General features: G+C 48.5%; 23 protein-coding genes. 20 read left to right on the top strand and 3 right to left on the bottom strand.

Going from position 1 to position 24618, the window contains the following annotated elements:
- Positions 1-111 precede the first annotated feature (111 nt).
- Entirely contained in the window at positions 112-1965 is a 1854-nt protein-coding gene (locus DU481_RS11715; RefSeq protein WP_350134686.1) for an ABC-F family ATP-binding cassette domain-containing protein, read from the top strand.
- 40 nt (positions 1966-2005) lie between these two features.
- Here DU481_RS11715 and fliE read toward each other — a convergent pair whose 3' ends face one another.
- The 3 genes from fliE to DU481_RS11700 all read right to left on the bottom strand — a co-directional run bounded on the left by fliE (position 2006) and on the right by DU481_RS11700 (position 4932).
- The gene (gene fliE / locus DU481_RS11710; protein WP_107802538.1) at positions 2006-2329 is read right to left on the bottom strand and encodes a flagellar hook-basal body complex protein FliE; all 324 of its coding nucleotides are present in this window, start codon (positions 2327-2329) and stop codon (positions 2006-2008) included.
- Between the two features lie 96 nt (positions 2330-2425).
- Positions 2426-3739: a sigma-54-dependent transcriptional regulator gene (locus DU481_RS11705; RefSeq protein WP_350134682.1), complete on the bottom strand. Its 1314-nt coding sequence runs from the start codon at positions 3737-3739 to the stop codon at positions 2426-2428.
- Positions 3736-4932, bottom strand: coding sequence for a sensor histidine kinase (locus tag DU481_RS11700; protein WP_350134679.1), 1197 nt, complete (start codon positions 4930-4932; stop codon positions 3736-3738). Before DU481_RS11700 ends, DU481_RS11705 begins: the two co-directional genes overlap by 4 nt.
- A gap of 342 nt (positions 4933-5274) precedes the next feature.
- Between DU481_RS11700 and fliF the strand changes: the two genes are divergently transcribed.
- The 19 genes from fliF to DU481_RS11605 all read left to right on the top strand — a co-directional run bounded on the left by fliF (position 5275) and on the right by DU481_RS11605 (position 24283).
- Positions 5275-6954, top strand: a complete 1680-nt coding sequence (gene fliF / locus DU481_RS11695) for a flagellar basal-body MS-ring/collar protein FliF (protein ID WP_350134676.1) — start codon at positions 5275-5277, stop codon at positions 6952-6954.
- On the top strand, positions 6947-7942 hold the full coding sequence (gene fliG / locus DU481_RS11690; RefSeq protein ID WP_350134673.1) for a flagellar motor switch protein FliG: 996 nt from the start codon (positions 6947-6949) through the stop codon (positions 7940-7942). Before fliF ends, fliG begins: the two co-directional genes overlap by 8 nt.
- Before the next feature lie 78 nt (positions 7943-8020).
- Positions 8021-8725 carry a flagellar assembly protein FliH gene (locus DU481_RS11685; protein WP_350134670.1) on the top strand — a complete coding sequence of 235 codons (705 nt, stop codon included), beginning with the start codon at positions 8021-8023 and terminating at the stop codon, positions 8723-8725.
- A 1-nt stretch (position 8726) separates the two neighbouring features.
- A complete protein-coding gene (gene fliI / locus DU481_RS11680) occupies positions 8727-10133 on the top strand; it encodes a flagellar protein export ATPase FliI (RefSeq protein WP_350134667.1) in 1407 nt (468 codons plus the stop codon).
- 17 nt (positions 10134-10150) lie between these two features.
- Positions 10151-10609: a flagellar export protein FliJ gene (fliJ, locus tag DU481_RS11675; RefSeq protein WP_350134664.1), complete on the top strand. Its 459-nt coding sequence runs from the start codon at positions 10151-10153 to the stop codon at positions 10607-10609.
- 83 nt (positions 10610-10692) lie between these two features.
- Complete coding sequence (locus DU481_RS11670) at positions 10693-11976, top strand: flagellar hook-length control protein FliK (protein WP_350134661.1); 1284 nt, start codon at positions 10693-10695, stop codon at positions 11974-11976.
- Positions 11977-12291: 315 nt separating this feature from the next.
- Positions 12292-12777 (top strand): flagellar basal body-associated protein FliL, encoded by a 486-nt coding sequence (fliL, locus tag DU481_RS11665; protein WP_350134658.1) that lies wholly within the window; start codon positions 12292-12294, stop codon positions 12775-12777.
- A gap of 6 nt (positions 12778-12783) precedes the next feature.
- On the top strand, positions 12784-13761 hold the full coding sequence (gene fliM / locus DU481_RS11660; RefSeq protein ID WP_350134655.1) for a flagellar motor switch protein FliM: 978 nt from the start codon (positions 12784-12786) through the stop codon (positions 13759-13761).
- 19 nt (positions 13762-13780) lie between these two features.
- Positions 13781-14308 carry a flagellar motor switch protein FliN gene (fliN, locus tag DU481_RS11655; RefSeq protein ID WP_350134652.1) on the top strand — a complete coding sequence of 176 codons (528 nt, stop codon included), beginning with the start codon at positions 13781-13783 and terminating at the stop codon, positions 14306-14308.
- 9 nt (positions 14309-14317) lie between these two features.
- Positions 14318-14755 (top strand): flagellar biosynthetic protein FliO, encoded by a 438-nt coding sequence (fliO, locus tag DU481_RS11650; protein WP_350134649.1) that lies wholly within the window; start codon positions 14318-14320, stop codon positions 14753-14755.
- A gap of 82 nt (positions 14756-14837) precedes the next feature.
- Entirely contained in the window at positions 14838-15584 is a 747-nt protein-coding gene (gene fliP / locus DU481_RS11645) for a flagellar type III secretion system pore protein FliP (protein WP_350134701.1), read from the top strand.
- A 13-nt stretch (positions 15585-15597) separates the two neighbouring features.
- Positions 15598-15870 carry a flagellar biosynthesis protein FliQ gene (gene fliQ / locus DU481_RS11640; protein ID WP_350134646.1) on the top strand — a complete coding sequence of 91 codons (273 nt, stop codon included), beginning with the start codon at positions 15598-15600 and terminating at the stop codon, positions 15868-15870.
- A 74-nt stretch (positions 15871-15944) separates the two neighbouring features.
- Positions 15945-16742, top strand: coding sequence for a flagellar biosynthetic protein FliR (gene fliR / locus DU481_RS11635; RefSeq protein WP_350134643.1), 798 nt, complete (start codon positions 15945-15947; stop codon positions 16740-16742).
- Between the two features lie 208 nt (positions 16743-16950).
- The gene (locus DU481_RS11630; protein WP_350134640.1) at positions 16951-18864 is read left to right on the top strand and encodes a coiled-coil domain-containing protein; all 1914 of its coding nucleotides are present in this window, start codon (positions 16951-16953) and stop codon (positions 18862-18864) included.
- Between the two features lie 416 nt (positions 18865-19280).
- Entirely contained in the window at positions 19281-21110 is a 1830-nt protein-coding gene (locus DU481_RS11625; protein ID WP_350134637.1) for a fatty acyl-AMP ligase, read from the top strand.
- The gene (locus DU481_RS11620) at positions 21100-22029 is read left to right on the top strand and encodes an NAD-dependent epimerase/dehydratase family protein (RefSeq protein WP_350134634.1); all 930 of its coding nucleotides are present in this window, start codon (positions 21100-21102) and stop codon (positions 22027-22029) included. Before DU481_RS11625 ends, DU481_RS11620 begins: the two co-directional genes overlap by 11 nt.
- 31 nt (positions 22030-22060) lie before the next feature.
- Positions 22061-22315, top strand: coding sequence for an acyl carrier protein (locus DU481_RS11615; protein ID WP_090315398.1), 255 nt, complete (start codon positions 22061-22063; stop codon positions 22313-22315).
- Positions 22315-23499: a serine palmitoyltransferase gene (spt, locus tag DU481_RS11610; protein WP_350134631.1), complete on the top strand. Its 1185-nt coding sequence runs from the start codon at positions 22315-22317 to the stop codon at positions 23497-23499. The genes DU481_RS11615 and spt overlap by 1 nt, the downstream gene beginning before the upstream one ends.
- 127 nt (positions 23500-23626) lie before the next feature.
- The gene (locus DU481_RS11605) at positions 23627-24283 is read left to right on the top strand and encodes a hypothetical protein (RefSeq protein WP_350134628.1); all 657 of its coding nucleotides are present in this window, start codon (positions 23627-23629) and stop codon (positions 24281-24283) included.
- Positions 24284-24618: the final 335 nt, after the last annotated feature.

Genomic DNA, 24618 nt, shown 5'->3' with positions numbered 1-24618 from the left:
ATTGGCCGCTGTGTGCTTTGGATAAGCGGATAATTGATACAACCGGCATTCGCAAGTTTGCTTTCCTCTCTTAAGCTGTTCAATCGGGTGTTCTGAAATTTTTACAATGTTATGCTGAATATTCAGTCTGTGACTTATCTGCAAGGCGGCGTTCCGCTGCTGGAAAATTGCCATTTGCAGATTTTTGCCAATCAGCGTGTTGGTTTGGTCGGTAAAAACGGGTGCGGGAAATCCACTTTGTTCCGCTTGATCCGGGCAGTGATCAAGCCGGATAACGGCGAAGTCAGTTTGCAATCGAGCAAAACCGTTGCGTTCGTTGAACAGGAGATCGTTAACTCGGCGCAGTCTGCCATTGAATTTGTACTGGATGGTGACGTGGAATTGCACCGACTGGACAAGATTCTGGCTCAGGCTGAGCACGATGCCGCCTGGTTTGAAGCGCAGCAGCGCTATGAAGCCATTGACGGTTATACCGCGCGCGCGCGGGCGGCGCAGCTATTGAGCGGACTGGGTTTTGCCAATGCCGCGCTGGAGCAGCCGGTTGATCATTTCTCGGGCGGCTGGCGGATGCGCTTGAATCTGGCGCGCGCCTTGATGCACTGTGCAGATTTGTTGTTGCTCGATGAACCGACCAATCACCTGGATCTGGAAGCGATTCTCTGGTTGGAGCAATATCTGGCGCGCTATCCGGGCAGTTTGATCGTGGTATCGCATGATCGTGAGTTTTTGAATGCGTGCGTCAATCGCATTGCGCATATCAATGACCGGAAAATTGACAGTTATAGCGGCAATTATGATGATTTCGAGCGCGCGCGCGCCGAGCGCCTATTGCAACATAGCCAGGCTTTGCAGCAACAACAAAGACAAATTGCGCACATGGAGGATTTTGTGCGGCGCTTCCGCGCCAAGGCTACCAAAGCCAAACAAGCGCAAAGCCGCATCAAGGCGCTGGAACGTTTGACGCGTCTGGCGCCGCTGTCTGTGGAAGATGGTCACTACGAGCTGCAAATTGAAGCGCCGGAGCGCAGTCCTGATGTATTGCTGCGGGTACAAGACATGAGCTTTGGTTACGGCGATCATTTACTGTTTCAGCATGTTCATCTGATCTTGCAGGCAGGCGCACGGATTGCATTGCTGGGACCGAACGGGGCGGGAAAGTCGACCTTGATCAAATTGCTAACCGGAGAAATTCAACCGGTAACCGGTTCATTGGAGTGGGCGCAAAATATCCGTATCGGTTACTTTGCGCAACACCAGCTGGAGAATCTCGACGGTAAGGCAACGCCTTTACAGCATATGCAGAAACTGGCTCCAGCGCAGACCGAATTGGATTTGCGGAAATTTCTGGGGCGGTTTGGGCTTGGCGGAGATGCTGAGGATCGCCCGGTCGCCAGTTTCTCCGGAGGCGAAAAGAGCCGTCTGGCGCTGGCTTTGTTGGCCTGGCAAAAACCGCATTTGCTGTTATTGGATGAACCGACCAATCATCTGGATCTGGATATGCGCGATGCGCTCACGTTGGCGCTGGAAGCCTATAGCGGCGCCGTGGTGCTGGTTTCGCACGATCGCAGTCTAGTGCGTGCGGTGGCGGATGAATTGTGGCTGGTGGCCGATGGTAAAGCACAGCTGCTGGATGGCGATCTGGAGGATTACAAAAGCTGGATAGAAGCGCGCCGTTCTAGTGAAGCCGCGGAATCAAAGCCAGCTTCGCAAAAAATGCAGCTCAAAACCGCAGCGAAACCGAACAAGAAGGCATTGCTGTCGAAACAAGCAAAACTCGAAGCAACTTTGGCGGCCGCGCAAAGGGAATTGGCCGAAGCGAACCGCCGTTTAGCGGATCCTGCGACGTATACGAACTGTCCGCGCGAGGAAATTGACCGGCTCAGCACCCTTCATGCGGCACTCGAGGAAAGAGTAGCTGAACTCGAAGAAAATTGGCTGGAACTGGAAATGGCGATGGAGGAATAAATAAATGCGATTGAGGAAGGACGGATAGGGTCAATCAATCTTAAACCTGCATGTTCATGATTTCTTGATAGGCAGTCACCAGCTTGTTGCGGACTTGAACCATGGATTGGAAGGATACATTGGCTTTTTGTAACGAGATCATCACTTCATGCAAATCGACATTCGATTGGTCGCTGACAAATTGTTCGCTGAGTTTATCTGCACTTTTTTGCGCGTGGTTAACTTGCTCAACGGCTGTTTTTAGTTTCTCGCTGAAATCAACACCCGCAACCTCATCTGCGCCCGATAGTTTTTTTACACCGGAAGCCAGTGCCGATGTCGCCTGCAGCTGCTGCAAAATGTTATCAATTCCGGCCTTGTCCATGATTCACTCCAACATAAAGTTTCTTAAGTATTGCGTAAAAAATCATAAAATTCAAATGATCTTAGTTAGCTACTATCGGTAAAAGCTGGGTTTTAATTAGCCGGACATCCGGTATTGCTGCAATTTATACCGTAGTGTCCGTTCGGAAATCCCCAGCTTCTTTACGGCCAGTTTGCGGGAACCATTAACGGCTGCCAAAGTTTCCAGAATATGTTTACGCTCAAGCGTTTTCATATCTTCAGAAGATGATTCCTGATCAATAGATTCTACGGCTTGGACTGGATCCGCTTGCGGCAAATGGAGATGCTCGGTGTCAATGATGTTATCCGCTGCCAGAATCATGGCGCGTTGCATGACATTTTCCAATTCTCTGACATTGCCCGGCCAGGTATAGTGCGTTAGTGTGTTGATTGCGGTTTGCGTCATTGTGCAGGGCGGTTGCGCCGAACTTGTCGCTGCTTCCGCAAGCACGCGCTGTGCCAGAGGCTCGATATCCAATGGCCGTTGACGCAGCGACGGGATTTCGATGGGAAATACATTGAGGCGGTAATACAAATCCTCACGGAACCGGCCGCTTTTGACCATCGCCATCATGTCGCGATTGGAAGTCGCCAGAACACGGATGTCCAATTTGATTGTTTTATGCCCGCCGACGCGCTCCACTTCTCTTTCCTGCAGGACGCGCAGCAATTTGGCTTGCAGTTCCAGCGGCATTTCGGAAATTTCATCCAGCAGCAATGTGCCGCCTTGCGCTTGTTCAAACTTTCCGGGCTGAGCCTGTGCCGCGCCGGTAAAAGCACCTTTTTCATAACCGAATAGAGTCGCTTCCAGCAGATTTTCCGGAATCGCCGCGCAATTGATCGCGACAAAGGGTTTTGCCGCGCGCAGTGAATGTTGATGAATAAAACGCGCGATGACTTCCTTGCCACAACCGCTTTCACCCGTCAGCATGACAGTTGCGGGTGATTGCGCCACCCGCTTGGCCAAGGATAGCAATGCCCGTGTCCGTGGATCCTTGGCGACGACGTTGTCATCCTGTTCTGGTTCGGATAAAGCGTGGCGCTTGATATGCGCCAGTAAATTGTCCGGGTCGAACGGTTTCAGCAAATAATCGCATGCGCCTGTCTGCATCGCGGCGACCGCTTTTTCCACATCGCCATAAGCTGTCATCAGCAATACCGGTAGTTCCGGGTTAAATGCCTTGATTTTTTTTAATAATGCGAACCCGTCAACAGGTTTCATTTGCACATCGCTGACGACCATCCCTACCTGGGATTCTTGCAGAGTAGCCATGGCAGTATTGCCGTTCGAAGCGGGCAATGCCGAATAACCGGCCAATTTCATCGTGGTGCAGATCGCTTCCAGCAAATCCTGATCGTCTTCCACCACCAGAATGGGTAGTGCTTTCATGATTTATCTCCTCTATTTCTTGGCAGTCGTATCATAAATTCAGTTCCCTCGCCCGGCGCTGAATGGATCGTCACGTTACCGCCCATGGATTCAATGACACCGCGGACGATGGCTAAACCCAGCCCCGTGCCTTCCGCACGTGTGGTGAAGAAAGGCTCGAATAATCTTTCTTGGAGCGCCGCTTTAATACCCGAACCATTGTCATGAACACTCAGGATGATATTTTTTCCTTCCAGGCGGCTGGCCAGAATAATTTTCCCGCCTGTAGCCGATGCTTGCATGGCGTTTTCCAGTAGATTGATCATGGCGCCGCATAAAGCCTGCCGATCCGTTATCAAAGCTTGTGCCATGCTCTGATCCTGCACAATAAATTGCAAATCCTGCTGTGTTATTTGTGGCTCTATGACTTGATGCAACTCCGCTAGCAAATCGCTGATGACGACACGTTCGCGCCGCCTTGCTTCGCCTTTCACAAAACGCAGCATATCTTTTGTTAAATGCTCGAGATGATGCAGCCGCTCAATGGTTTTGGTTGCGAATTTGTGCCGCTCGACGGGCGTCAAGGCATCGCTTCCCAGGTGATTGGCATAAAGCAATGCGGTCGAAAGCGGGGTGCGCAGCTGGTGCGCAAGATTGGCCGCCATCTCGCCCATGGAAGTCAGGCGCTGATTACGCCGGATCTGCTCCTGCATGGCATAGGCTTCGGTGATGTCGTTGACCAGCAAAATCTGTCTGCCTGCTAAATCGGTGGCGCTGCTCTCGATGCGGATGCGCCGTTGCTCCCCCGTTTGCTGCCGTTCCAGCAGCCATTCGTTAGTGATCGCAGTGGGCACTAAGCGTTCTTGAGCGACGCGTTGCCAATTCGATCCGACCAGCGATTCGCCGAGAATGGCGATAGCAGCCGGATTTACCTGCTCAATACGCTCTTGCGCATCGAGCGCAATTACCCCGCCCGGTAGAGCATTTAATAACAGACTTAACTGCTGCGACAGGTTTTCTTTCGCGATTAGCTGCTTGTGCAATTCGCCATTAGCAAGTGCCAATTCACGCGTCAGTTGTGCCACCTGATGTTGTAAATCCTGATAGACGCCGGACAGCTGTTCCGATGCTTCATTAAAGGCTGCAAACGCCAGCTTGAGCTGTTCCTGGTCCGCCTGTATCGGTTTAATTTTACTGACGTTTTTGGTCTGCACGGGTTTGAATGACGATTGTTGGGAATGGTCAGTAGCTTACCACCGCATCCTGTTCCGATCATGTTGCGAATAGGGCAAGCAAACCTATTCTATTTAAGCATTCAGATTTTATAAGTTTATAGATAATCATCGCATCAATAGAAATCCATTCGCAGTGAATGAGGTTGATGTGCTTACGGCATGGCGATGGATAGATTAAACAGCGGCTTTGTAAATCGTATGTCTGGTGATTCTGATTGCGTAACAGTCAGTTTATTAATTGTAAAAAGAAATTTTAGGTTTGTCATTGACAATAAAGCGAAGATTGATCAATGGCTTGAAACTTGAGCAGGAGAATAGCGCGTGGCCACAGTACCGAGTGAATCCAATACGACATCACCCGCCTCAGCGATGAGTCTGGGGCAGTTTAGCCAGTTATCCAATCAAAAGAAGCTTGGATTGATTCTCTCGGCGGCGGCTGTTGTCGCACTGCTGGCGGGTGCCTTGATGTGGAGTCAGACACCGGAGTATCGCGTGCTCTACAACAATGTGCCGGATCAGGATGGTGCTGCCATCATTGGCGCTTTGCAACAAATGAACGTGCCGTACAAGTTTTCCGAAAGCGGTGGCGCCATCTTGGTGCCTGAGAAGCAAGTGCATGAAGTGCGATTGCGCTTGGCGGGACAGGGACTGCCGAAAGGTGGTCTGGCGGGATTCGAGTTAATGGAAAATCAAAAATTCGGCGCCAGTCAATTCCTTGAGCAGGTTAACTACCAGCGCGCCCTGGAGGGTGAATTGGCGCGTTCGATTCAGTCCATCGCCGCAGTGCAAAGCGCGCGTGTGCATTTGGCAATCGCCAAGCCTTCGGTATTTTCACGAGAAAAGCAGCAACCGAGTGTTTCGGTACTGCTCAACTTACATGCGGGCAGGGTGCTGAGTGTTGAACAAGTCAGCGCGATTGTGCATTTGATGTCCAGCAGCGTGCCCAATTTACCGGTAAAAAATGTGACGGTCGTGGATCAGCACGGCAATCTGCTCAGTACACAGAACGACAAGCAGGATTCCAGGTTTGACGCGAAGCAATTGGAGTATATCCAGGAGCTTGAAGAAAATTATATCCGCCGCATCGAAACCATTTTGACGCCGATTACCGGTGCCGCCAATGTGCGTGCCCAAGTGACAGCGGATGTGGATTTCTCCCGTGTTGAACGTGCCGAAGAAATTTACCGGCCGAATAATACCGAGTCCGAAGCAGCCGCGATTCGCAGCCAGCAAACGCTTGAAGCGACTTCGACGGGTTCGAAATTGGATGGCGGTATTCCAGGTGCATTATCCAATCGTCCGCCTGAGCCTGCATCTGCGCCCATTGAAGCGGGCGGGGAGAACAAGGAAGGCGGCGATAAGCCGGCAGTACCGACTGACAAGAAGAAAGAATCAACAACGAATTACGAAGTCGATAAAACCGTGCAGCATGTGCAGCAATCGACTGGCAATATCAAACGCTTATCGGCGGCAGTTGTGGTGAATTACCGCAAGAAAGTGGATGAAAACGGTGAAGTCACGAACGAACCGTTAACAGCTGATGAGATCAAGGAAATCAACAATCTCGTACGTGAAGCCATGGGTTATAACGAGAAACGCGGGGACTCACTCACGGTAACCAACAATTTATTTACGCACACGGGTGAAATGGTGCTCGATGTTCCACTCTGGAAAGATCCCGATGTGATCATGCTGGCCAAGGATATCGGCAAGCAATTATTGATCGCGGCTGTGGTTTTATTTTTCTTGTTAAAGATACTCAAGCCGTTCCTGAAAAGCTTGACGCCCCCAGCTGCACTCCCGCCGCCAGTGGAGCAAGGGCAATTAACCGATGGCAGCGCAGCAGCAGGTCAATTGCCGGAGCAAGTCGATGAGGTGGCCATTCAAGCGATTCAGAAATCGATTTTCGAAGAGAATCTCAAGCGTGCTAAACAATTGGCTTTGGATGAGCCTGCTATTGTCGCCAACGTGGTGAAAGATTGGATGGGTAAAAATGGATGATGACGGAATCAAAAAAAGTGCAATTTTGCTGATGACCTTGGGCGAACAAGAGGCAGCATCCGTGATTAAGCTGCTGGGGCCCAAAGAAGTGCAAAAGCTGGGCGAAACGATGTCCACACTGCAAAACATAACACGTTCGGAGATCGAGGGTGTCGTAACGGAATTTTGCAATGAAGCCGAAGGAAGAACGACGCTAGGTCAAGGCTCGGCGGATTATATCCGGAAAGTTCTAACCAGTGCTTTGGGTGATGAAAAAGCGGCCAATCTTATCGATCGCATTTTACAAGGCGGCGATACCAGCGGGATTGAGGGATTGAAGTGGATGGATGCGCCCTCTGTGGCGGAGCTGATTAAGAATGAACATCCGCAGATCATTGCCACTATTTTGGTTCATCTGGAACGGGACCAGGCGAGCGAGATTTTAAGTTTATTCAGCGAACGGCTGCGCAACGATACGTTGTTACGCATTGCCACACTCGACAGTATCCAGCCCGATGCGCTGCGTGAACTCAATGACGTGCTGACAAAATTGTTGTCGGGCAGCAATAACATCCGCAAAGCCGCGATGGGTGGAGTCCGGGCCGCCGCGGAAATTCTCAACTTTGTGCCGACCGCGCAGGAAGCCAGTGTCATTGAGAATGTCAAACAATATGACGAAGAATTGGCGCAAAAAATCATGGATGAAATGTTTGTATTCGATAATCTGATCGAAATCGATGATCACGGTATTCAATTGCTGCTGCGTGAAGTCCAGTCGGAATCTTTGATTATTGCATTGAAGGGCGCGCAAGAAGAATTGCGTAAGAAAGTTTTCAAGAATATGTCGCAGCGTGCCGCTGAAGCCCTGCGCGAAGATCTTGAGAGCAAAGGTCCGGTACGCGTATCAGAAGTCGAAGCCGAACAAAAAGAAATTCTCAAAATTGTGCGTCAATTGGCTGACGATGGTCAAATTGTATTGGGTGGAAAAGGTGACGATGGTTTCATTTAGCGGATCGTTTTTTCGTCCGATTCATTGGATCAATGCGCAATGGCTCGGTTTGTTTATTACTGAACTGCAGGTATGTCGATGATTGCAAGTAACTTTGTTCCCAAAGAAAAGCTCAGTGCTTATCAACGCTGGGAAATGGATTCCTTTGAAACGGCGGATGTGCAGCAAGAAGCCCAGGAGATTGACTCTGAGCCGGACTTGCAGCCGGATGATGAGCTACAGGTTCAGCTGCCTGCCGAAGAAATTGCTGCGGCTTTTCAGAACGCCAAAGCTGAAGGGTATGCGGCAGGTTTGCAAGAAGGCCATGCGTTCGGGTATGCGGAAGGCAGAAGCATAGCGGAATCTGAGGTTAAAACGGAAGTAGCGCATATTCAAGCGTTACTGCATAAGTTGGATCAGGATCTTCATGACATCGATCAGCATGTGGCGGATGATCTGCTGGAACTGGCTCTTGCGCTTGCCAAGAAAATAGTAACCGAGGCACTGAAATTACAGCCTGAGCTGATCATACCGATCGTGCAGGAAGCTATACGCAACTTGCCTAGCACCGTGCAGAATCCCCGCCTTTTCTTACATCCGGAAGATGCCAAATTAGTGCTTGCGCATTTGAACGGCCAACTGGAGCAGGATCATTGGAGCATCCGTGAAGACGAACAATTATCCCGGGGCGGTTGCCGCATTGAAGCGAACGGGAGTGAAGTCAACGGCAGTCTGGAAGTACGCTGGCAACGGGTATTGTCAGCCATCGGGCAGCAAGACGGCTGGCTCGAGAGGAAAAATTAATATGTCGCGCCGTGAGCAATGGGGCGGTTTTTTAAAGAACTGCACGCAGCTGATTCATCCCTCCAGCCCATTCTTATTAAGCGGCACCATTACGCGCGTTTCCGGATTGGTCATGGAAGCGGTCGGGTTGAAATTGGCCGTCGGTAGCAGTTGCACTATTTTTCTGTCGAATAACCATAGCGTTTCGGCCGAGGTTGTCGGATTTTCCGGAGAACGTTTGTTTCTCATGCCCTCCAGTGATGTGTATGGTTTGTCACCCGGTGCGAAAGTGGTTCCTGCCGAACTGATGGGTGAATTGCCTCGCTTGGGTAGCCTCCAGCATCCGCGTAGACGCGCGGCCGATCGCGCCAAACATGTCTCCGTCGGTCCCGAACTGTTGGGGCGTGTGCTGAACGGTGTTGGTGAGCCGCTGGATCGCCTCGGACCTACCCATGCGGAACACAGTGTGCCGCTTTATAGTCGGCCCTATAATCCGTTGGAGCGAGTGCCGGTGAATGAACCGCTGGATGTCGGCGTGCGAGCGATCAACACATTGTTGACAGTTGGGCGCGGGCAGCGCATGGGATTGTTTGCCGGTAGTGGTGTGGGTAAAAGCGTACTGCTGGGCATGATGGCGCGTTATACCACTGCGGATGTCATTGTGGTCGGTCTCATTGGCGAACGGGGGCGCGAGGTTAAGGAATTTATCGAAAATATTCTCGGAGAAGAGGGACTTGCACGTTCCGTGGTGGTTGCCGCGCCGGCCGATACCTCGCCGTTGCTTCGCCTGCAAGGTGCAGCCTATGCCACGGCCATTGCCGAGTATTTTCGCGATAGCGGTAAACATGTGCTGCTCATTATGGATTCATTGACTCGTTACGCTATGGCGCAACGGGAAATTTCCCTGGCGATCGGCGAACCTCCGGCGACTAAAGGTTATCCGCCATCGGTATTTGCCAAATTACCGCAGTTGGTGGAGAGAGCCGGTAATGGCAATCAGAATAGTGGTTCGATCACGGCCTTTTATACCGTGTTGGCTGAAGGAGATGACCAGAATGATCCGATCGCCGATAGTGCGCGTGCCATTTTGGACGGTCATATTGTCTTGTCGCGAAGATTGGCTGAGTCGGGACACTATCCCGCTATCGATATCGAAGCTTCGATCAGCCGTGTCATGACCAGCGTAGTGCCTCAGCAGCAGACCAATCTGGCACGGTTGTTCAAGAGTCTCTACTCACGCTATCAACGCAGTCATGACCTGATCAGCGTTGGCGCTTATGTCGCGGGTACGGATCCGGAATTGGACCGGGCTATCCGGCTTTACCCGTCACTGGAGAAATTCTTACTGCAAAATATGTTTCAACACGAAAACTTTGCCGATAGCCTTGAAAAATTATCCAAATTGTTCGAGAGCGAAGGAATCCGCTAACCAAGGATCAATGAATTATGCCAACGACGTCATCGCTGAAACTACTGCTGGAATTGGCGCAACAGCAAACGGATGCTTCTGCGAAGCATCTGGGAAAGTTAAATTTTCAACAGCAGGAAGCGGAAAAGAAATTAAATTTACTTTTGCAATACCGCCACAGTTATCAATCGCATTTTCAGAATTTCACCCAAACGGGGATTGATCATATCGAATGGCTTAATTTTATTGCATTCATGGATAAGCTGGATGCAGCCATCACGGAACAACGTCAAGCGGTTTTACATGCGCAAAATAAAAGAAGCGCGGGCAACGAGGAATTTTTATCCTGCCAGCGTAAATTAAAATCCTTCGATACTTTATCCCAGCGTCAACAAAGTGCTGAGAATCAAAAACAAATAAAGCAAGAGCAAAAAATACTGGATGAATTCGCTCTGAATTCCTTTTATCGTAATGCCTCTTCTGTCAAGGAAAGTTGATTACAACCATAGCAATAACTGAATTGGTATAGATATTGCTTATTCATTCGTGGCATTAATTAATCGAACGAGACCATAAGCCTATGTTAAACATATCGGTTGCGCCTCAAATCAAATCGTCGGGCGAAAGTACAGCAGCACTGATAAGTGGTGGTTCATCAGGGACTAACACTAACGATGCGGTGACGGAAGACTTCGGTAAAATCCTCGATCGTCAAGTGTCAGAAGCAGCAGACAAACAGGATAAGCATAAGCAGAATGATGCAACGAATGCTGCTGATCAAGAGCGTTCGGATAACACTATTCCTGAAAAAGATAAGGATACGGATTCCGCTGCGGATGCTCCCACGGATGGTTCTAACAGTTTTATTCAGAGTTTGTTGACTAATGCGACACCGTCATCCCAAGCCATGGGCACCGTAGTCAATCCGGGTGAGATGATGGCGGCATCCACGCTGCCGCAAGGCGTGACTTCGTTATCGGCTAATACAACATTGCCTCAGGAAGGTGGATACATTGCCAATGCTTTGACTCCGGTTGTTAATCAATTACTGCAGCAAGGGCGAGGCCAGGCAAATTCAGTTGCGAGCAACCCGGCATTGTCACCGGCCAATGCGACATTGCCTCAAGAAGGTGAACAAATTGCCCATGCTGTGACTCCGGTTGTTAATCAATTACTGCAGAAAGGGCAAAGCCAGGCAAATTCAGCCGCGGGCACCCCGGCTTCGTTACCCAATAATTATTGGCAATATTTGGGAACGGCAGATTCTGCCGCTTACGGCAAATTTTTACCCCCTTCAGAAATGAAGGAAGATATTCAATTCGACAATGCAGCACCAATATTTAAAACCCAGGAAGAACCGATTACAACACAATCACTCGGCTTAAATAGCACCACAGCTACAACTTCGCAGATTGCGGTTTCACCGGAGGTCAAAGTCGACGCACCCGTAGGTCAACACAGATGGGGTGGTGAGTTTGCGCAAAAAATTGTCTGGTTAACATCGCAGCAACACCAGGTTGCTGAAATTCGCCTGAACCCGGCTCATCTCGGACCGGTTGAAGTGATGTTGAGTATTACGCAAGATCAAGCGACGGCGCAATTCATATCGCCTCACTCAGCGGTACGCGACGCTATTCAGGAGGCTTTGCCGAGATTGCGGGAGATGATGGCGGAGAGTGGGATTCAACTGGGTAATGTAATGGTTGGCGCTGATTCATTTCAACAGGAAAATAAACAGCAACAAGCGCAGTATGCTGGAAAAGACACGGGTACTATGAGTGGTATGCGGCAGGAGGTTACCGGCCAAGTTCAAACGGCTGCCGTGCCAATCAGACATCAAGGTCTGGTTAATACTTATGCTTAATGACCGGTCCGGTCAGTTGGTTCTTACGTAGCAGTAATCTCGTTTGCATCATCGGTCACGCTTTCAGTCTTGTATCAATGTGGCCGATGCTCGATTCACCCGGATTCCGGTTTCTCTGCGATTCAAACAGCGATTAATCGCTTGCTTCAACCTCACCAGCATTTCTTTGTTTTCAAGCCAAAAATCAGCGCATATGCGCTGAATTCCCCGCCATCTTTCCTAGCTGAAAATAGCGACATTATTTCAGTGTTATTTGTGACATCGGTTTGTGGTCATCTCGCCCATAATGGATTTCATTCAACGAGGAGTTGCGAAATGGCAAAAACGATGGAAGCACCAGCTGCAGAAGGTAAAAAAAGCAAGAAGGGACTGATCATTATCATCTTGATAGCAATCATTGCGATTGGTGCAGGCGCCGGTGGCGCATGGTACTTCATGAAGATGTCAGGCGATGAAGAAGCCGAGCCGGAAAAACCAAAAACTAAACCGACAAAATTTATGGAACTGGATATTTTTACGGTTAATTTGCAACCGGAAGACAATAGTCAATATCTACAGGTCGGATTAACGGTCAAAGTCCGGGAAACCGAGGTTGTGCAAGAGATTACCAAACAAATGCCGGATATCCGCAACCGGATTTTGATGTTGCTTTCCAGCAAAAAAGCCACCGATATTGCAGGCATTCAAGGGAAACAATTATTGAGTCAGCAGATCGTTGAAGAAATCAAGCAATCGTTGGATTCGGAAGATCTGCAAGAAGATGTACGGGAAGTGTTATTCACATCATTTGTAATCCAGTAATCATTCATGGCTGAAGATTTTCTTTCACAAGACGAGGTTGATGCACTTCTCAAAGGCGCCACGGGCGAAAGCGATGAAGCGCAGGAGGAAGAGGATCGCGGTGGGGTCCGGCCTTATAACCTCGCAACGCAGGAACGCATTGTTCGTGGCCGGATGCCGACCTACGAGATTATCAATGAACGTTTTGCGCGCTTCTTCCGCATCGGCTTGTTTAATTTCATGCGCCGTACAGTGGACATTGCAGTGGGTCCGGTCAAGGTGATCAAGTTTAGCGAATTCGTGCGTAACTTGGTGGTGCCGACCAATCTCAACATGGTGCATATGAAACCATTGCGCGGTACGGCGTTGTTTGTTTTTGATCCCAATTTGATTTTCCTGATTGTGGATAACTTGTTTGGCGGCGACGGCAGATATCATACGCGCGTGGAAGGAAGGGATTTTACCCAGACGGAGCAACGCATTATTCATCGTTTGCTCGAAGTAGTATTTGAAGATTATGAAAAATCATGGAAATCGGTGTATCCGGTAAAGTTTGAATACATTCGTTCGGAAGTGAACCCTCAGTTTGCCACGATCGCAACACCGAACGAAGTCGTCGTGACCGTCACTTTTGATATCGATATGGGTAACCAAGGCGGCGAATTCCATGTCTGTATTCCTTATTCGATGATTGAACCCATCCGCGATACTTTGTATAGCGCGTTGCAAGGCGATCACCTGGAAGTTGACAAACGTTGGATCAAGTTACTGTCACAACAAGTACAAGGGGCTGAAGTGGAATTGGTTGCTAATCTCGGACAGACGAAAGTGACTTTTGAACAGATTCTCAGCATGCAAACCGGGGATATCATCCCGCTGGAGATTCCTAAGTCCATTACCGCACACATCGACGGAGTGCCGGTTATGGATTGCCGCTATGGCACCATGAATGGGCGTTATGCGCTGAGAGTCAACAATATGATTGCGCCGTCCGAGTCTGAATAATTTATTGGAGAGCAGTGAAATGTCTGAGACTACAGCAAACGATCAAACCGAGACCGACGACTGGGCTGCTGCGATGGCGGAACAGGCGGCGTCTTTGCACAATGATTTCGCAGGACAAGAAACGGAAGTAGACGATTGGGCTGCTGCGATGGCGGAACAGTCGGCATCCGATCAAGGTTCACCCGCTGCCGCGGAGAAACATGGTAGCCCTATCATGGGTGCGCAGACGGCATCCGCGTCGGTTTTTCAGGAATTCTCAAAAGACGGCGTAGCGAATAATACCCGTCATGATATCGACTTGATTCTCGATATTCCCGTGCAGATGACGGTTGAGCTGGGCCGTACCAAGATTGCAATCAAGAATTTGCTGCAACTCGCTCAGGGTTCGGTGGTGGAATTGGACGGCATGGCCGGTGAACCGATGGATGTATTGGTCAACGGGTGCCTGATCGCGCAAGGTGAGGTCGTGGTCGTGAATGATAAGTTCGGTATCCGTCTGACCGACATCATCACGCCCAGTGAACGTATTCGCAAACTTAATCGCTAGAGTGCAGCCATGCTAATTCGTTATGGGATGTTCTTGTTATTGACACTGTCATTTTCCGCAGTTGCGGAAACCGGAAAACCAAGTTATGTGCCGCCTTCTCCGGTGATATCCACTGAAAGCACGGTGCAAATGATCGGCGCGTTACTGCTGGTATTGGCCGTGATCGTGGGGGGCACGTGGTTACTCAAGCGCTTCTCATTGATACCGGCGGCGGCATCGGGCGTTGTCAAAGTTGTCGCGGCTGCCGGAGTAGGTCAGAGAGAACGGGTTGTTGTGGTCGAAATCGATCAGACTTGGCTGGTACTCGGTGTAGCGCCCGGCCGTGTCAATAAGCTCCACACAATGACCAAGCCGGGATCCGGTGCGCCCGGCACGAAGCCGGATCATCCCCCGGTGGAAACATTCGCCACGCAGCTTAATCAGAGTATGGAAAAAGAAAATGCATAACCGATGTGTGTCCGTCACTCGTTCCTTGTTTCCATGGAACGGATTCAAAACGGTTCTTGAGCGCGGCTGGCGTAGCTTGAACATGCGTAACGCATTGCGGGCCATGCTGTTATTGGTTGGTTTGATCGCCGTTCCTGCTTTCGCGCAGAAATCCGGTTTTCCGGCATTCACCAGCTCACCGAACGCGGATGGAAGCGCAACGTATTCGCTGAGCGTGCAAACGCTAATTCTGCTGACCTCGCTGACGTTTTTACCCGCGGTGGTATTAATGATGTCGAGTTTCACGCGTATCATCATCGTATTGTCGCTGCTCAGGTTGGCTCTGGGCACGCAATCTTCTCCTCCTAACCAGGTACTGCTGGGTTTGGCGTTGTTTCTGACCTTTTTTATCATGTCGCCGGTTATAGATCGGGTATACAACGAAGCGTATTTGCCGTTTTCGCAAGACAAAATGAATATCATGGAAGCGGCCGATAAAGCCAGCGTGCCGCTGAAAGAATTCATGCTGCATCAAACCCGGGAAACGGATTTGGCTCTGTTTGTGCAGATCTCCGGCAGTGAAGAAATTGAAAGCCGCGACAAGGTGCCACTGAAAATACTGGTGCCTGCGTATATCACCAGCGAGTTGAAAACCGCATTTCAGATAGGTTTCGTTATCTTTATTCCCTTCCTGATCATCGATCTGGTAGTGTCCAGCGTGTTAATGGCGATGGGTATGATGATGCTGTCGCCGATGATTATTTCACTGCCGTTCAAATTAATGCTGTTTGTTCTGGTCGACGGCTGGCATTTAATCATCGGTTCGCTAACACAAAGCTTCTATACCTGAAAGGAAATTCATTATGACTCCAGAAAGTGCAATGACAATCGGCCGGCAAGCACTTGAGATCACTTTTATGATTTCTGCGCCACTGTTGCTTGCAGCGTTGGCAACCGGTTTGCTGGTGAGCATCTTCCAAGCGGCAACGCAGATCAATGAAATGACTTTGTCATTCATTCCTAAATTGCTGGTTATGTTTTTGGTCATCTTATTGGCCGGGCCTTGGATGATTACCCTCATGACCGATTATATGCAGCGCCTTTTTTCCAGCATACCTTGGTTGGCGGTCGGTTGATCTTGCAGAAATATCCGCTACGGTGTTTGCCAGAAACCGGTTGTGCCGATCCAGTCAATGAGTGACCGATTGCCATGATCAGTATCACTACTGCGGAATTAAACACGTTGCTAGCGGCATTTCTTTGGCCGCTCAGCAGAATCCTGGCATTGGTGGCAACCGCTCCCCTTTTGGGCAATCCCAGTGTTCCGGTGCGGGTCAAATTGGGACTGGCAGTGATGATTACTGTGCTGGTTATGCCACTGGTGGAAAAGTCATTGCCGCAAATTGATCCCGCTTCAGGCGTTGGTTTTGCAATTTTATTGCAGCAAGTATTGATCGGCATTGCCATGGGTTTGGTCATACGGATTGTTTTTGTTGCGGTGGAAATGGCGGGCGAGTTAATCGGCTTGCAGATGGGGCTTGGTTTTGCAGTTTTCTTTGATCCACAGAATTCCGGCCAGATCGATATCGTCGGTCGCTTTCTGGGTGTGATTGCCAGTTTGGCGTTTCTTGCCATTGATGGGCATCTGATAATGATTGCTTTGATTTCGCAGAGTTTCAGCACCTTGCCCATTGGATTGGAAGGAATGACGAACGCGACATTTATCACACTAGCTAATTGGGGCAGTGAAATTTTTAAATCCGGCCTACAATTGTCGCTTCCCGTTCTTACTGCATTGCTGATCACTAACCTGGCTTTGGGTGTTCTGACGCGCGTGGCGCCGCAGTTGAATATTTTTGCGGTGGGTTTTCCCCTGACACTGTCCATCGGTCTGCTTGTGATGGCGCTGAGTATGCCTTTTTATGCGCCGATTTTGGAACAGTTGGTGCAGGACGGTTTAAATCTGATGATGGAGATTTTAAATGTCAATAAAATCAATATGCCATAGCTGTTTATCCAGTTTTTACAACAGCAATAAGTTGTAGATTCTTAAGTAAGTTGACTTTCTGCATCTCGGCTTATAAACAGGCAATTTTTCCCTTCTTTTTCAATGCAAGCTATTTATTCAAAGCTGCTAAAGTGAGCATCGATAGTTCAAGAAAAACTGCTGATTAATATCAGCGTGTTCCAATAATTGCTGGTTTGGTTAATCATTTATGACATTTAAGTCGCGTTTATTCAATTCGTTGCGCAAGCTATCGACAACACCGGAATCACAGTCCGGTGACGAGATTATCGCGTCTGATGGTGAATCGCAGTCCGATCCCGTGGATGATTCCAATCAGCAATTTGCATCGGCCGATGAGATCAAGCAGCTCCTTGATTCAGCCTACCGTAACCGGTTGAGCGCGGAGGATCAGGCCATCAAAGAAGCCCATAAGCGGATTGAAGCGGAGAATATTGCAAAGGTGGCTGCTGAGGCGCGGGCGAGAGCCGAAGCTAATGCCAGGATTGCGGCTGAAACCCGGATTCAAGCTGAAGCGATTGCTACCGATCAAGCCCGGGCTAGGGCCAAGATGGAAACCCTGGCTATCAGAGAAGCCAATGTGCGGCGGGAATTGGAGCTGAAAGGCAAACTGCTGGCGGAAGAAAAAATCAAAGCTGAGAAAGCTTTGAGTGCTTTACTGGAAGCTAAAATCAGAGCGGAAGCTTCGATTGTGGAAAAAATGCAGAGGCGTGTTGAGCAAGAAGCAGACGCTTTGGATCAAGCGCATGCCACGGCATTAAAAGAAAGCGAAGCTGCGGAAGCTGCGCTGAATCGAAGCAAAGTGGCGGAAGAAGCGCAGCTTGCTGCGCAGGCCGCGATTGAAGCAGAAACCGGTGCAGCAGCGCTGGCACAAGCAAGGATTGAGGAGGCGCAAAAAGTGACGGCATTGGCTAAAGCGCGCGAGGAGATTGAGCGGCAGGCCATTGAAGATATGCAGACTCGCTTGCAACTGGAAACGCAAGCACTGGCGCAGGCCGATTGTCGTTTACATGAAGAGAAAAAAGCAAAAGAGAGAGAAGAGGACAGATTGAAAGCGGAGACTGCCGCGGTACAAGCGGCACTTGAAAAAGCCGAAGCCGAGGCGATTGCAGCCGAGCAAGCCCGGAAAAGAGCTGAATTGGATGCGCAAGCCGCTATAGCAGCACGTGATAGGGCCGATGCGGATAAAGTGGCTGCTGAAGTGGCTGAATCGATCCTGGCAAAAGAGCAGGCCGCCGCCGATGCTGTAAAAGCTCGCTTGGTTGCCGAATCCGAGTTGCTGGAAGAAGCCAATCAGCGGATGCAAATTGAAGCCGAGGCGCTCGCAACAGCGGAAACGGCTTTGCGTGCTGAGAAAGAGGCTAAAGCAATGGCTAACGAGAGAAAGAAAGCGGAAGCCGCTGCGGCCAAAGAATATCAGAAACGAATCAAGGCGGATGAAGAAGCGCTAAAAGAAGCTGAAGCTCGCGCTGAGGCGGAGAAAGCCGCAAGGAATGCAGCAAAAAACAGATTGTCGGCTGAATTGCGATTGAGAGCCGCTGCGGAGGCAAAGGCGCAAATGGATATGCTCGCAGCTGAGGAAGCAAACAGTAAAGCGGATTTGGAGCAACGTTTGCAGGAAGATGCGGAGATACGCACAAAGACGATAACCGATGCAAAACGAGCAGTGGCTGAGCGCCTTGAGATTGAGCAAAAAATTACAGGATTGGCAATTACCAGAGCGCAAGCGAAGATCATCGCAGCGAATAAGGCCAGAGCGCAGCTCGAAGCCGAAAAGAACGCAACAAGGATCGCTTTGGAAAAAGCCAGAAAAGAATCCGCTGCATTAGTTGCCATGCAAGAACGTGTTGCATTGGAATCAAAAGCCCTGGAAGCGGCGACGGCAAGGGAAGCCGTTGAAGTCATGGCGAAAGAAGCACTATTTGTGCGTTCCCAGGCGGATAAGGAAGCGACTGCGGCTGCAACTGCACGGATTCGAGCCGAGATTGCCGCTGCGGAACATTCCCGTAACCAGATTGCCTCAGTCCTCAAAAAGCAGCAATCAGATGATTTGTTAACAAAAGCAGCAGTAAACGATTCATCTTCATATCGATCAAAGCGCTAAAAGGATTTTGTTTTAGCGCATCAGTGAATTGAGATATTTTGCTCAATCAAGGGTTCATTGAAGTTTTGTATGGCAGCCCTTCTCTTCTGTAAAAACATCTGCAAAAGGTGTTATCCGCTATAATTCGAAAACTATTTTGTGTGCTGAAAATTGATGACTAAACCGGTTGTTGTTTTGGTGCAACACCAGCTTAATATTGCCTTGACAGGGAAAAGCACCTTATATAAGCTGCGGATTGGTCAAATATGACACACTTATATTCATTAAGCAATGTCAGCGGTAAGCGTTTGAATGAAAATTTTCCAGCCAACAAAATGTGCATTATTTAAGATTAATAATCAGAGTTGGCACGCTCAACCAGAATTTCTTGCTAATCAAAGCGAGATGACAAGTACTATTACTTCGAGGGGAAGATCTTGAGTTCGACAATAACCAAGTTGAACGCTCCGTTAACGCAAGCGTTTGATTTTCAACCTTCAAGCGAATTACAGTTAATGCCGACGCCGACACCGACGCTCAATACGCTAACACAGCAATTAGCCGGTTTTAATACTTTAACGAGTGCATTAGAGTACGCAGCGGAAGGGGTAACGGGGTATAACTTTTATGACGCAAGAGGCAACTTGCGTTCGATTTTGCCTTACAGCGCGCTTCGGCATAATGCTCACATATTGGCTCGGCGTTTGTCGGGTTTTAATTTGCCTCGTGGCAGTCGAGTGGCAATCGTTGCGGATACTTCGCCTGAGTTTGTCGAATTGTTTTTCGCATGCCGTTATGCCGGTTTGGTTCCGTTCGCGATGCCGATTCCAGTCAATCTTGGCAGCCATGCAATTTACGTTCAGCAGCTGAGAGGCATGCTTGAAAGTAGTCAAGCGAGTATCGCATTGGCAAATATTGATTATTTTGGTTTTCTGGAGGAAGCCGTTGCAGGAGTGGCTCACATACAGTGGGCGGGTACTCCGGGAAAACTAAGTGAATTGCCAGAATTGGATGTCGAGTTACAGCCCAATCATCCTGATGAAACTGCCTACTTACAATTTACCTCAGGTAGTACGCGTACACCCAGAGGTGTAATTATTACCGAGCGAGCATTGATGTGTAACTTGCAAGGTATAGTGCGCAATGGTTTGGAAATAAAGCCTGATGATCGATCTGCATCGTGGTTGCCTTTTTATCATGATATGGGATTGGTTGGTTTGGTTCTCGCGCCTATGGTTACACAAATTTCTGTCGATTATTTGGCGACACGGGATTTTGCTATTAGACCATTGCAATGGTTGCGCTTAATCAGCCGTAACCGTTGTACCGTAGCTTTTAGTCAACCTTTTGGACTTAAGCTCTGTACTCTTCGGGTAAGGGAATCGGATCTCAAAGAGTTGGATTTGAGTTCTTGGCGAGCTGCTGGTATTGGAGCAGAAATGATCCGGCCTGAAACTTTGAGAAACTTTGCGGAAAAGTTTGCATCAGCAGGTTTTGATGGGAATGCTTTTTTACCTTGCTATGGTCTTGCAGAATCAACTCTCGCGGTTACTTTTTCAAAGATTGGTGAAGGGTGCAAAAGCATACAAGTTGATAGTAAGACACTGATTGATAAAAGAATGGCTGTTAGATTGCAGGCTGATGGGCGTAAGCAGAATGAGTTTGTGAATTGCGGACAGCCGTTGCCTGGTCATATCGTGAAGATAGTCGATGAAGATGGCCAGCAATTATCAGAAATGATGGTTGGTAGTGTTCTGATGCATGGTGACAGCGTAATGACCGGTTATTACAATAATCCGGAAGAAACGAATAAAGCACTTAAGTCTGGTAATTGGCTAGATACAGGTGATATTGGATTTTTGTTTGAGGGCGATTTATATATAACAGGGCGCCGTACGGATGTCATTATCGTGAATGGCCGGAATATTCGCGCGCAAGATATAGAAGAGTTGGCGGAACAGCAACCCGAAGTTAGATCACGTGAAGCCTCTGCATTTGGGGTAAATGATGAAGATGGCACGACGACTATTGTGCTTGTTATTGAATGCAGACTTACTTCTGTAGCAGAGCGTCAATCATTAACGACCAGACTGCAACAGCTTGTTTATATGGCATTTGGAGTTAATTGTGTAGTGGAATTGGTTCCGCCCCATACCTTGCCGCGCACTTCCTCTGGAAAACTGTCACGTTTTGCAGCAAGACAAGGTTACATACAGAGGACAAACTTGACGGGTCAATTGTCTTTTGTAGAATCGGGTGATAGATAACGCGCATACCGGAATAGTAGCCGTTACCGGTGCTACTGGCTTTATTGGTGGTGTATTAGTAAAAAAACTGATTCAGAGCGGATGGAGTGTTCGTGCGCTCGCCCGGAAAAAACAATCTTCAAGTAATGAGTCCATTCAATGGATTCAAGGTGACCTAGATAATATGACAGCGCTGCATCATTTAGTCGATGATGCAGCGTTTGTTATTCATTGCGCTGCAACAGTAAGAGGCAGCTCATTTCGTGAATTCTCACATATCAATATCACGGGCACTCAAAATCTTTTACGTGCTATTACTCAAAAAAAACAATCTCCTCGGTTCTTATTAATCTCATCGCTAGCTGCACGTCAACCAGAACTATCCTGGTATGCACAAAGTAAGCATTTGTCGGAGCAAGCACTCGTTACAGATTCAGAGTCATTGCGGTGGACAATATTCCGGCCAACGGCTGTTTATGGTCCCGGCGACAAAGAGTTAAAGCCACTGTTTCAAGCAATGCATCGTGGAATATTTCCGGTTGTAGGAAAACTCAGCAATCGGGTCGGGTTAATTCATGTATATGATTTGGTTTCCGCTGTGGAAGCCTGGCTAGCCTCTGAAAATAATCGCAATGGAATTTTTGAGCTGGACGATGGTACACCGGGAGGATACAGCTATCAGGGTTTAGCTGAAATAGCGCAGCGAGTATGGAGGCATCCGGTGCATTGTATTACGGTACCCAATATGCTTATTCGAAGCGTCGCTTCGGCAAATCTTTGGTTTGCTCGATTGCTTCGGTATTCCCCCATGCTGACCCCAGGAAAAGTGAATGAGCTACAACATCCTGATTGGGTATGTGATAATACGCCGTTAATCCATGCACTTCCGGCGTGGCGGCCGAGTATTCGTTTACAAGATGTATTATCTGAAGTAATCTAACTTCAAAATTTAACCACGCTGAATTTAATCTATGACTGAAAGTAATTACGATGAGATCATGCAAGTGCTCTGTGATCGCCTAAGTAGTTTAACCAATTCCAATGTGCAGATTACTCCCGAGACAAATCTAATAAGCCAATTATCCATTGACTCAATTAAACTACTTAATCTGATCATGGAAATTGAAGATACTTTTGATGTTTCAATTCCGATCAACGCGCTAACAGATGTGCAAACTGTCCGTGAATTGGTTGACTTGGTCTACAAAATTAAATCAGCGTCATAATGAATCTACTCGAGAAAATTGATGCAGCAGCAGCTGCAAGAATAGCGCTTCTGCCTAATGGCGTGGGCGCTTTTGGCATTCCGATCGAAGAAGTATATTCTGCAACAGAAGCCAGAATCGGAGATCGTCGCGTACTTCTGTTAGGTACAAATAACTATCTGGGTTTGACTTTTGCTCCGGAGTGTATCCGTGCTGCGCACGAAGCTATTGATAAAGAAGGTACAGGCACCACGGGGTCGCGAATGGCGAATGGCAGCTATTTCGGCCATCGTGCTCTAGAAAGGGAATTTGCCGATTTTTATCAATGCAGCTCCAGCATCGTTTTTACAACAGGCTATCAAGCAAATCTGGGTACGATTTCGGGTTTGGTCGGGCCGGGAGATACGGTATTAATCGATGGCGATTCCCATGCGAGTATCTATGATGGTTGTATTCTCAGCGGGGCGGATATCATTCGCTTCAAGCACAATGATGCGGCTGACATGGAGAAACGCCTGCGCCGGCTGGGTAGTCGCGTTGAAACTACGCTGATTATTGCTGAAGGGATTTATAGCATGCTGGGCGATCAGGCGCCTTTGGCAGAGATTGTCAGATTAAAGAATCAGTATGGCTGTATATTGCTCCTTGATGAAGCGCATTCACTGGGCGTTTTGGGTGAAACAGGCCAAGGTCTGGTGGAAAAAACAGGGTTGCTGAAAGAAGTTGATTTTATTACCGGAACCTTCAGTAAAAGTTTGTGTAGTATCGGTGGATTTTGTGTGAGTAACCATCCGCAGCTTGAGCAATTGCGCTATATCAGCCATCCCTATATCTTTACCGCATCACCATCCCCTGCAACGATTGCTTCAACCCGCGCGGCATTAGAATTGTTGCGTAACGGCAGTCATCTGCGGAAACAATTGTGGAATAATTGCACGCAACTTTATTCGACCCTCAAGGAAGCCGGCTATGAGCTTGGCCCGGATCCTGGCCCGGTTATCGCAGCGGTTGTGGATACACCGCAACAAGCTTTGTTGCTGTGGCAAAGACTGCTTGAGCATAATATTTATGTGAATTTGATTTTGCCGCCTGCCGCACCGGAGGGTAAATCGCTGGTGCGATGCAGCGTGAACGCGGCACATACCCGCGATCAGATCCAGTATGTGGGCGATACTTTTACAAAATTATTTAAAGAATTAAACTGACATTTCTAAGTTCCGCGATGCTATGTTGTGGCATCTGATTAACTTAACAAAGAAAAATTTCCTGCTGAATACTGAGTTTGCCGATACGTAACGAGATCTGACACGGTCTTTTTCTGGAGGTGCCGCCATGAGAATGTTGCAAGGACTGGTATTCGCATTTTTTTCTTGCCTTGCCCACAGCAATGCATATGCAATCAGCATTGTGTACCAAGGATTTGAATGTCTGAGTGCCGTCAATACGGAAGATCCGGCGCCGAATAACGGCACGCCAGTGCACAGCAGATTTGAAGTCATTGAGGATTCCGGAGACGGAATATACCGTTTAAACCTAACTGGAGGCATCCCTCGCTTCGTCAGTAATGATCGTACGGTATGTATTGATAAAGCGACGGCTATCGGGTATTCCGGGATTCCTGGAGTCGATGGCTTACCTCAGCCGTTAGAAGCAATCGATGCGACTGGTTATTTTGATGGCGAAGAACTGATAATTGTCATCAGTTCACTCTATACTGACTTAAGCGCTAGAAGAAATCCATTTTCGTCATTCACAACCAGTTTTATTTTTCCTTTTACAAATACGCTGATCTTTAAATTTAATTCTACGACGTCCTCATTTAGATTGAAGAAAGTCGTGCGTAATCGAGGATTTGTGCACACCAGTGGTTCCACAAACTCGATAACGCCATTTTTTGAAACAGTGCTGCCATCCTTTAACAAGGAAGCGCAAGATAAACCAGTCATATTGACTCCGCTCTCTACGATAGAATATAAATTGGAGAAATGATTCGGTTAGGGCAAAATAATAGCAATTGCGCTGGTAACATCTGCCAGTGTATTTTTTCCGCCGCCAAAACTGCGGCTCCCTTCCTGCTTTGATGATCTGGCGGTGAATGGCTTTTGGGCAGGCTTCCAGCAGGCGCCAGTTATGTGAAATATTGGAGTGATAACGGTCTCCAATCCACCATTAAAAGTTAAGCTCATCTGTAAGAAACCTCAGGGCTGTTTACAGAGAGGTTGATTGAAATAAGCGTCGAGTATTTCATAAGGGGTGGCATTATTCAAACTCTTATGAGGCTTAACGGTATTGTAGAAGTTAATGAAACGGAGAAGCTGAATGTG

Source organism: Nitrosomonas sp., from assembly GCF_040240425.1.
Lineage (GTDB): Bacteria > Pseudomonadota > Gammaproteobacteria > Burkholderiales > Nitrosomonadaceae > Nitrosomonas.
Note: the sequence above shows the minus strand (reverse complement) of the source record. Positions and strands in the feature narration are given on the sequence as shown.

Bases quoted from the DNA above. Each gene is read 5' to 3' on its own strand.
- DU481_RS11715 (WP_350134686.1), top strand. From the start codon at position 112: ATGCTGAATATTCAGTCTGTGACTTATCTGCAAGGCGGCGTTCCGCTG.
- fliE (WP_107802538.1), bottom strand. From the start codon at position 2,329: ATGGACAAGGCCGGAATTGATAACATTTTGCAGCAGCTGCAGGCGACA.
- DU481_RS11705 (WP_350134682.1), bottom strand. From the start codon at position 3,739: ATGAAAGCACTACCCATTCTGGTGGTGGAAGACGATCAGGATTTGCTG.
- fliG (WP_350134673.1), top strand. From the start codon at position 6,947: ATGGATGATGACGGAATCAAAAAAAGTGCAATTTTGCTGATGACCTTG.
- DU481_RS11685 (WP_350134670.1), top strand. From the start codon at position 8,021: ATGATTGCAAGTAACTTTGTTCCCAAAGAAAAGCTCAGTGCTTATCAA.
- fliI (WP_350134667.1), top strand. From the start codon at position 8,727: ATGTCGCGCCGTGAGCAATGGGGCGGTTTTTTAAAGAACTGCACGCAG.
- fliJ (WP_350134664.1), top strand. From the start codon at position 10,151: ATGCCAACGACGTCATCGCTGAAACTACTGCTGGAATTGGCGCAACAG.
- DU481_RS11670 (WP_350134661.1), top strand. From the start codon at position 10,693: ATGTTAAACATATCGGTTGCGCCTCAAATCAAATCGTCGGGCGAAAGT.
- fliL (WP_350134658.1), top strand. From the start codon at position 12,292: ATGGCAAAAACGATGGAAGCACCAGCTGCAGAAGGTAAAAAAAGCAAG.
- fliM (WP_350134655.1), top strand. From the start codon at position 12,784: ATGGCTGAAGATTTTCTTTCACAAGACGAGGTTGATGCACTTCTCAAA.
- fliN (WP_350134652.1), top strand. From the start codon at position 13,781: ATGTCTGAGACTACAGCAAACGATCAAACCGAGACCGACGACTGGGCT.
- fliO (WP_350134649.1), top strand. From the start codon at position 14,318: ATGCTAATTCGTTATGGGATGTTCTTGTTATTGACACTGTCATTTTCC.
- fliP (WP_350134701.1), top strand. From the start codon at position 14,838: ATGCGTAACGCATTGCGGGCCATGCTGTTATTGGTTGGTTTGATCGCC.
- fliQ (WP_350134646.1), top strand. From the start codon at position 15,598: ATGACTCCAGAAAGTGCAATGACAATCGGCCGGCAAGCACTTGAGATC.
- fliR (WP_350134643.1), top strand. From the start codon at position 15,945: ATGATCAGTATCACTACTGCGGAATTAAACACGTTGCTAGCGGCATTT.
- DU481_RS11630 (WP_350134640.1), top strand. From the start codon at position 16,951: ATGACATTTAAGTCGCGTTTATTCAATTCGTTGCGCAAGCTATCGACA.
- DU481_RS11615 (WP_090315398.1), top strand. From the start codon at position 22,061: ATGACTGAAAGTAATTACGATGAGATCATGCAAGTGCTCTGTGATCGC.
- spt (WP_350134631.1), top strand. From the start codon at position 22,315: ATGAATCTACTCGAGAAAATTGATGCAGCAGCAGCTGCAAGAATAGCG.
- DU481_RS11605 (WP_350134628.1), top strand. From the start codon at position 23,627: ATGAGAATGTTGCAAGGACTGGTATTCGCATTTTTTTCTTGCCTTGCC.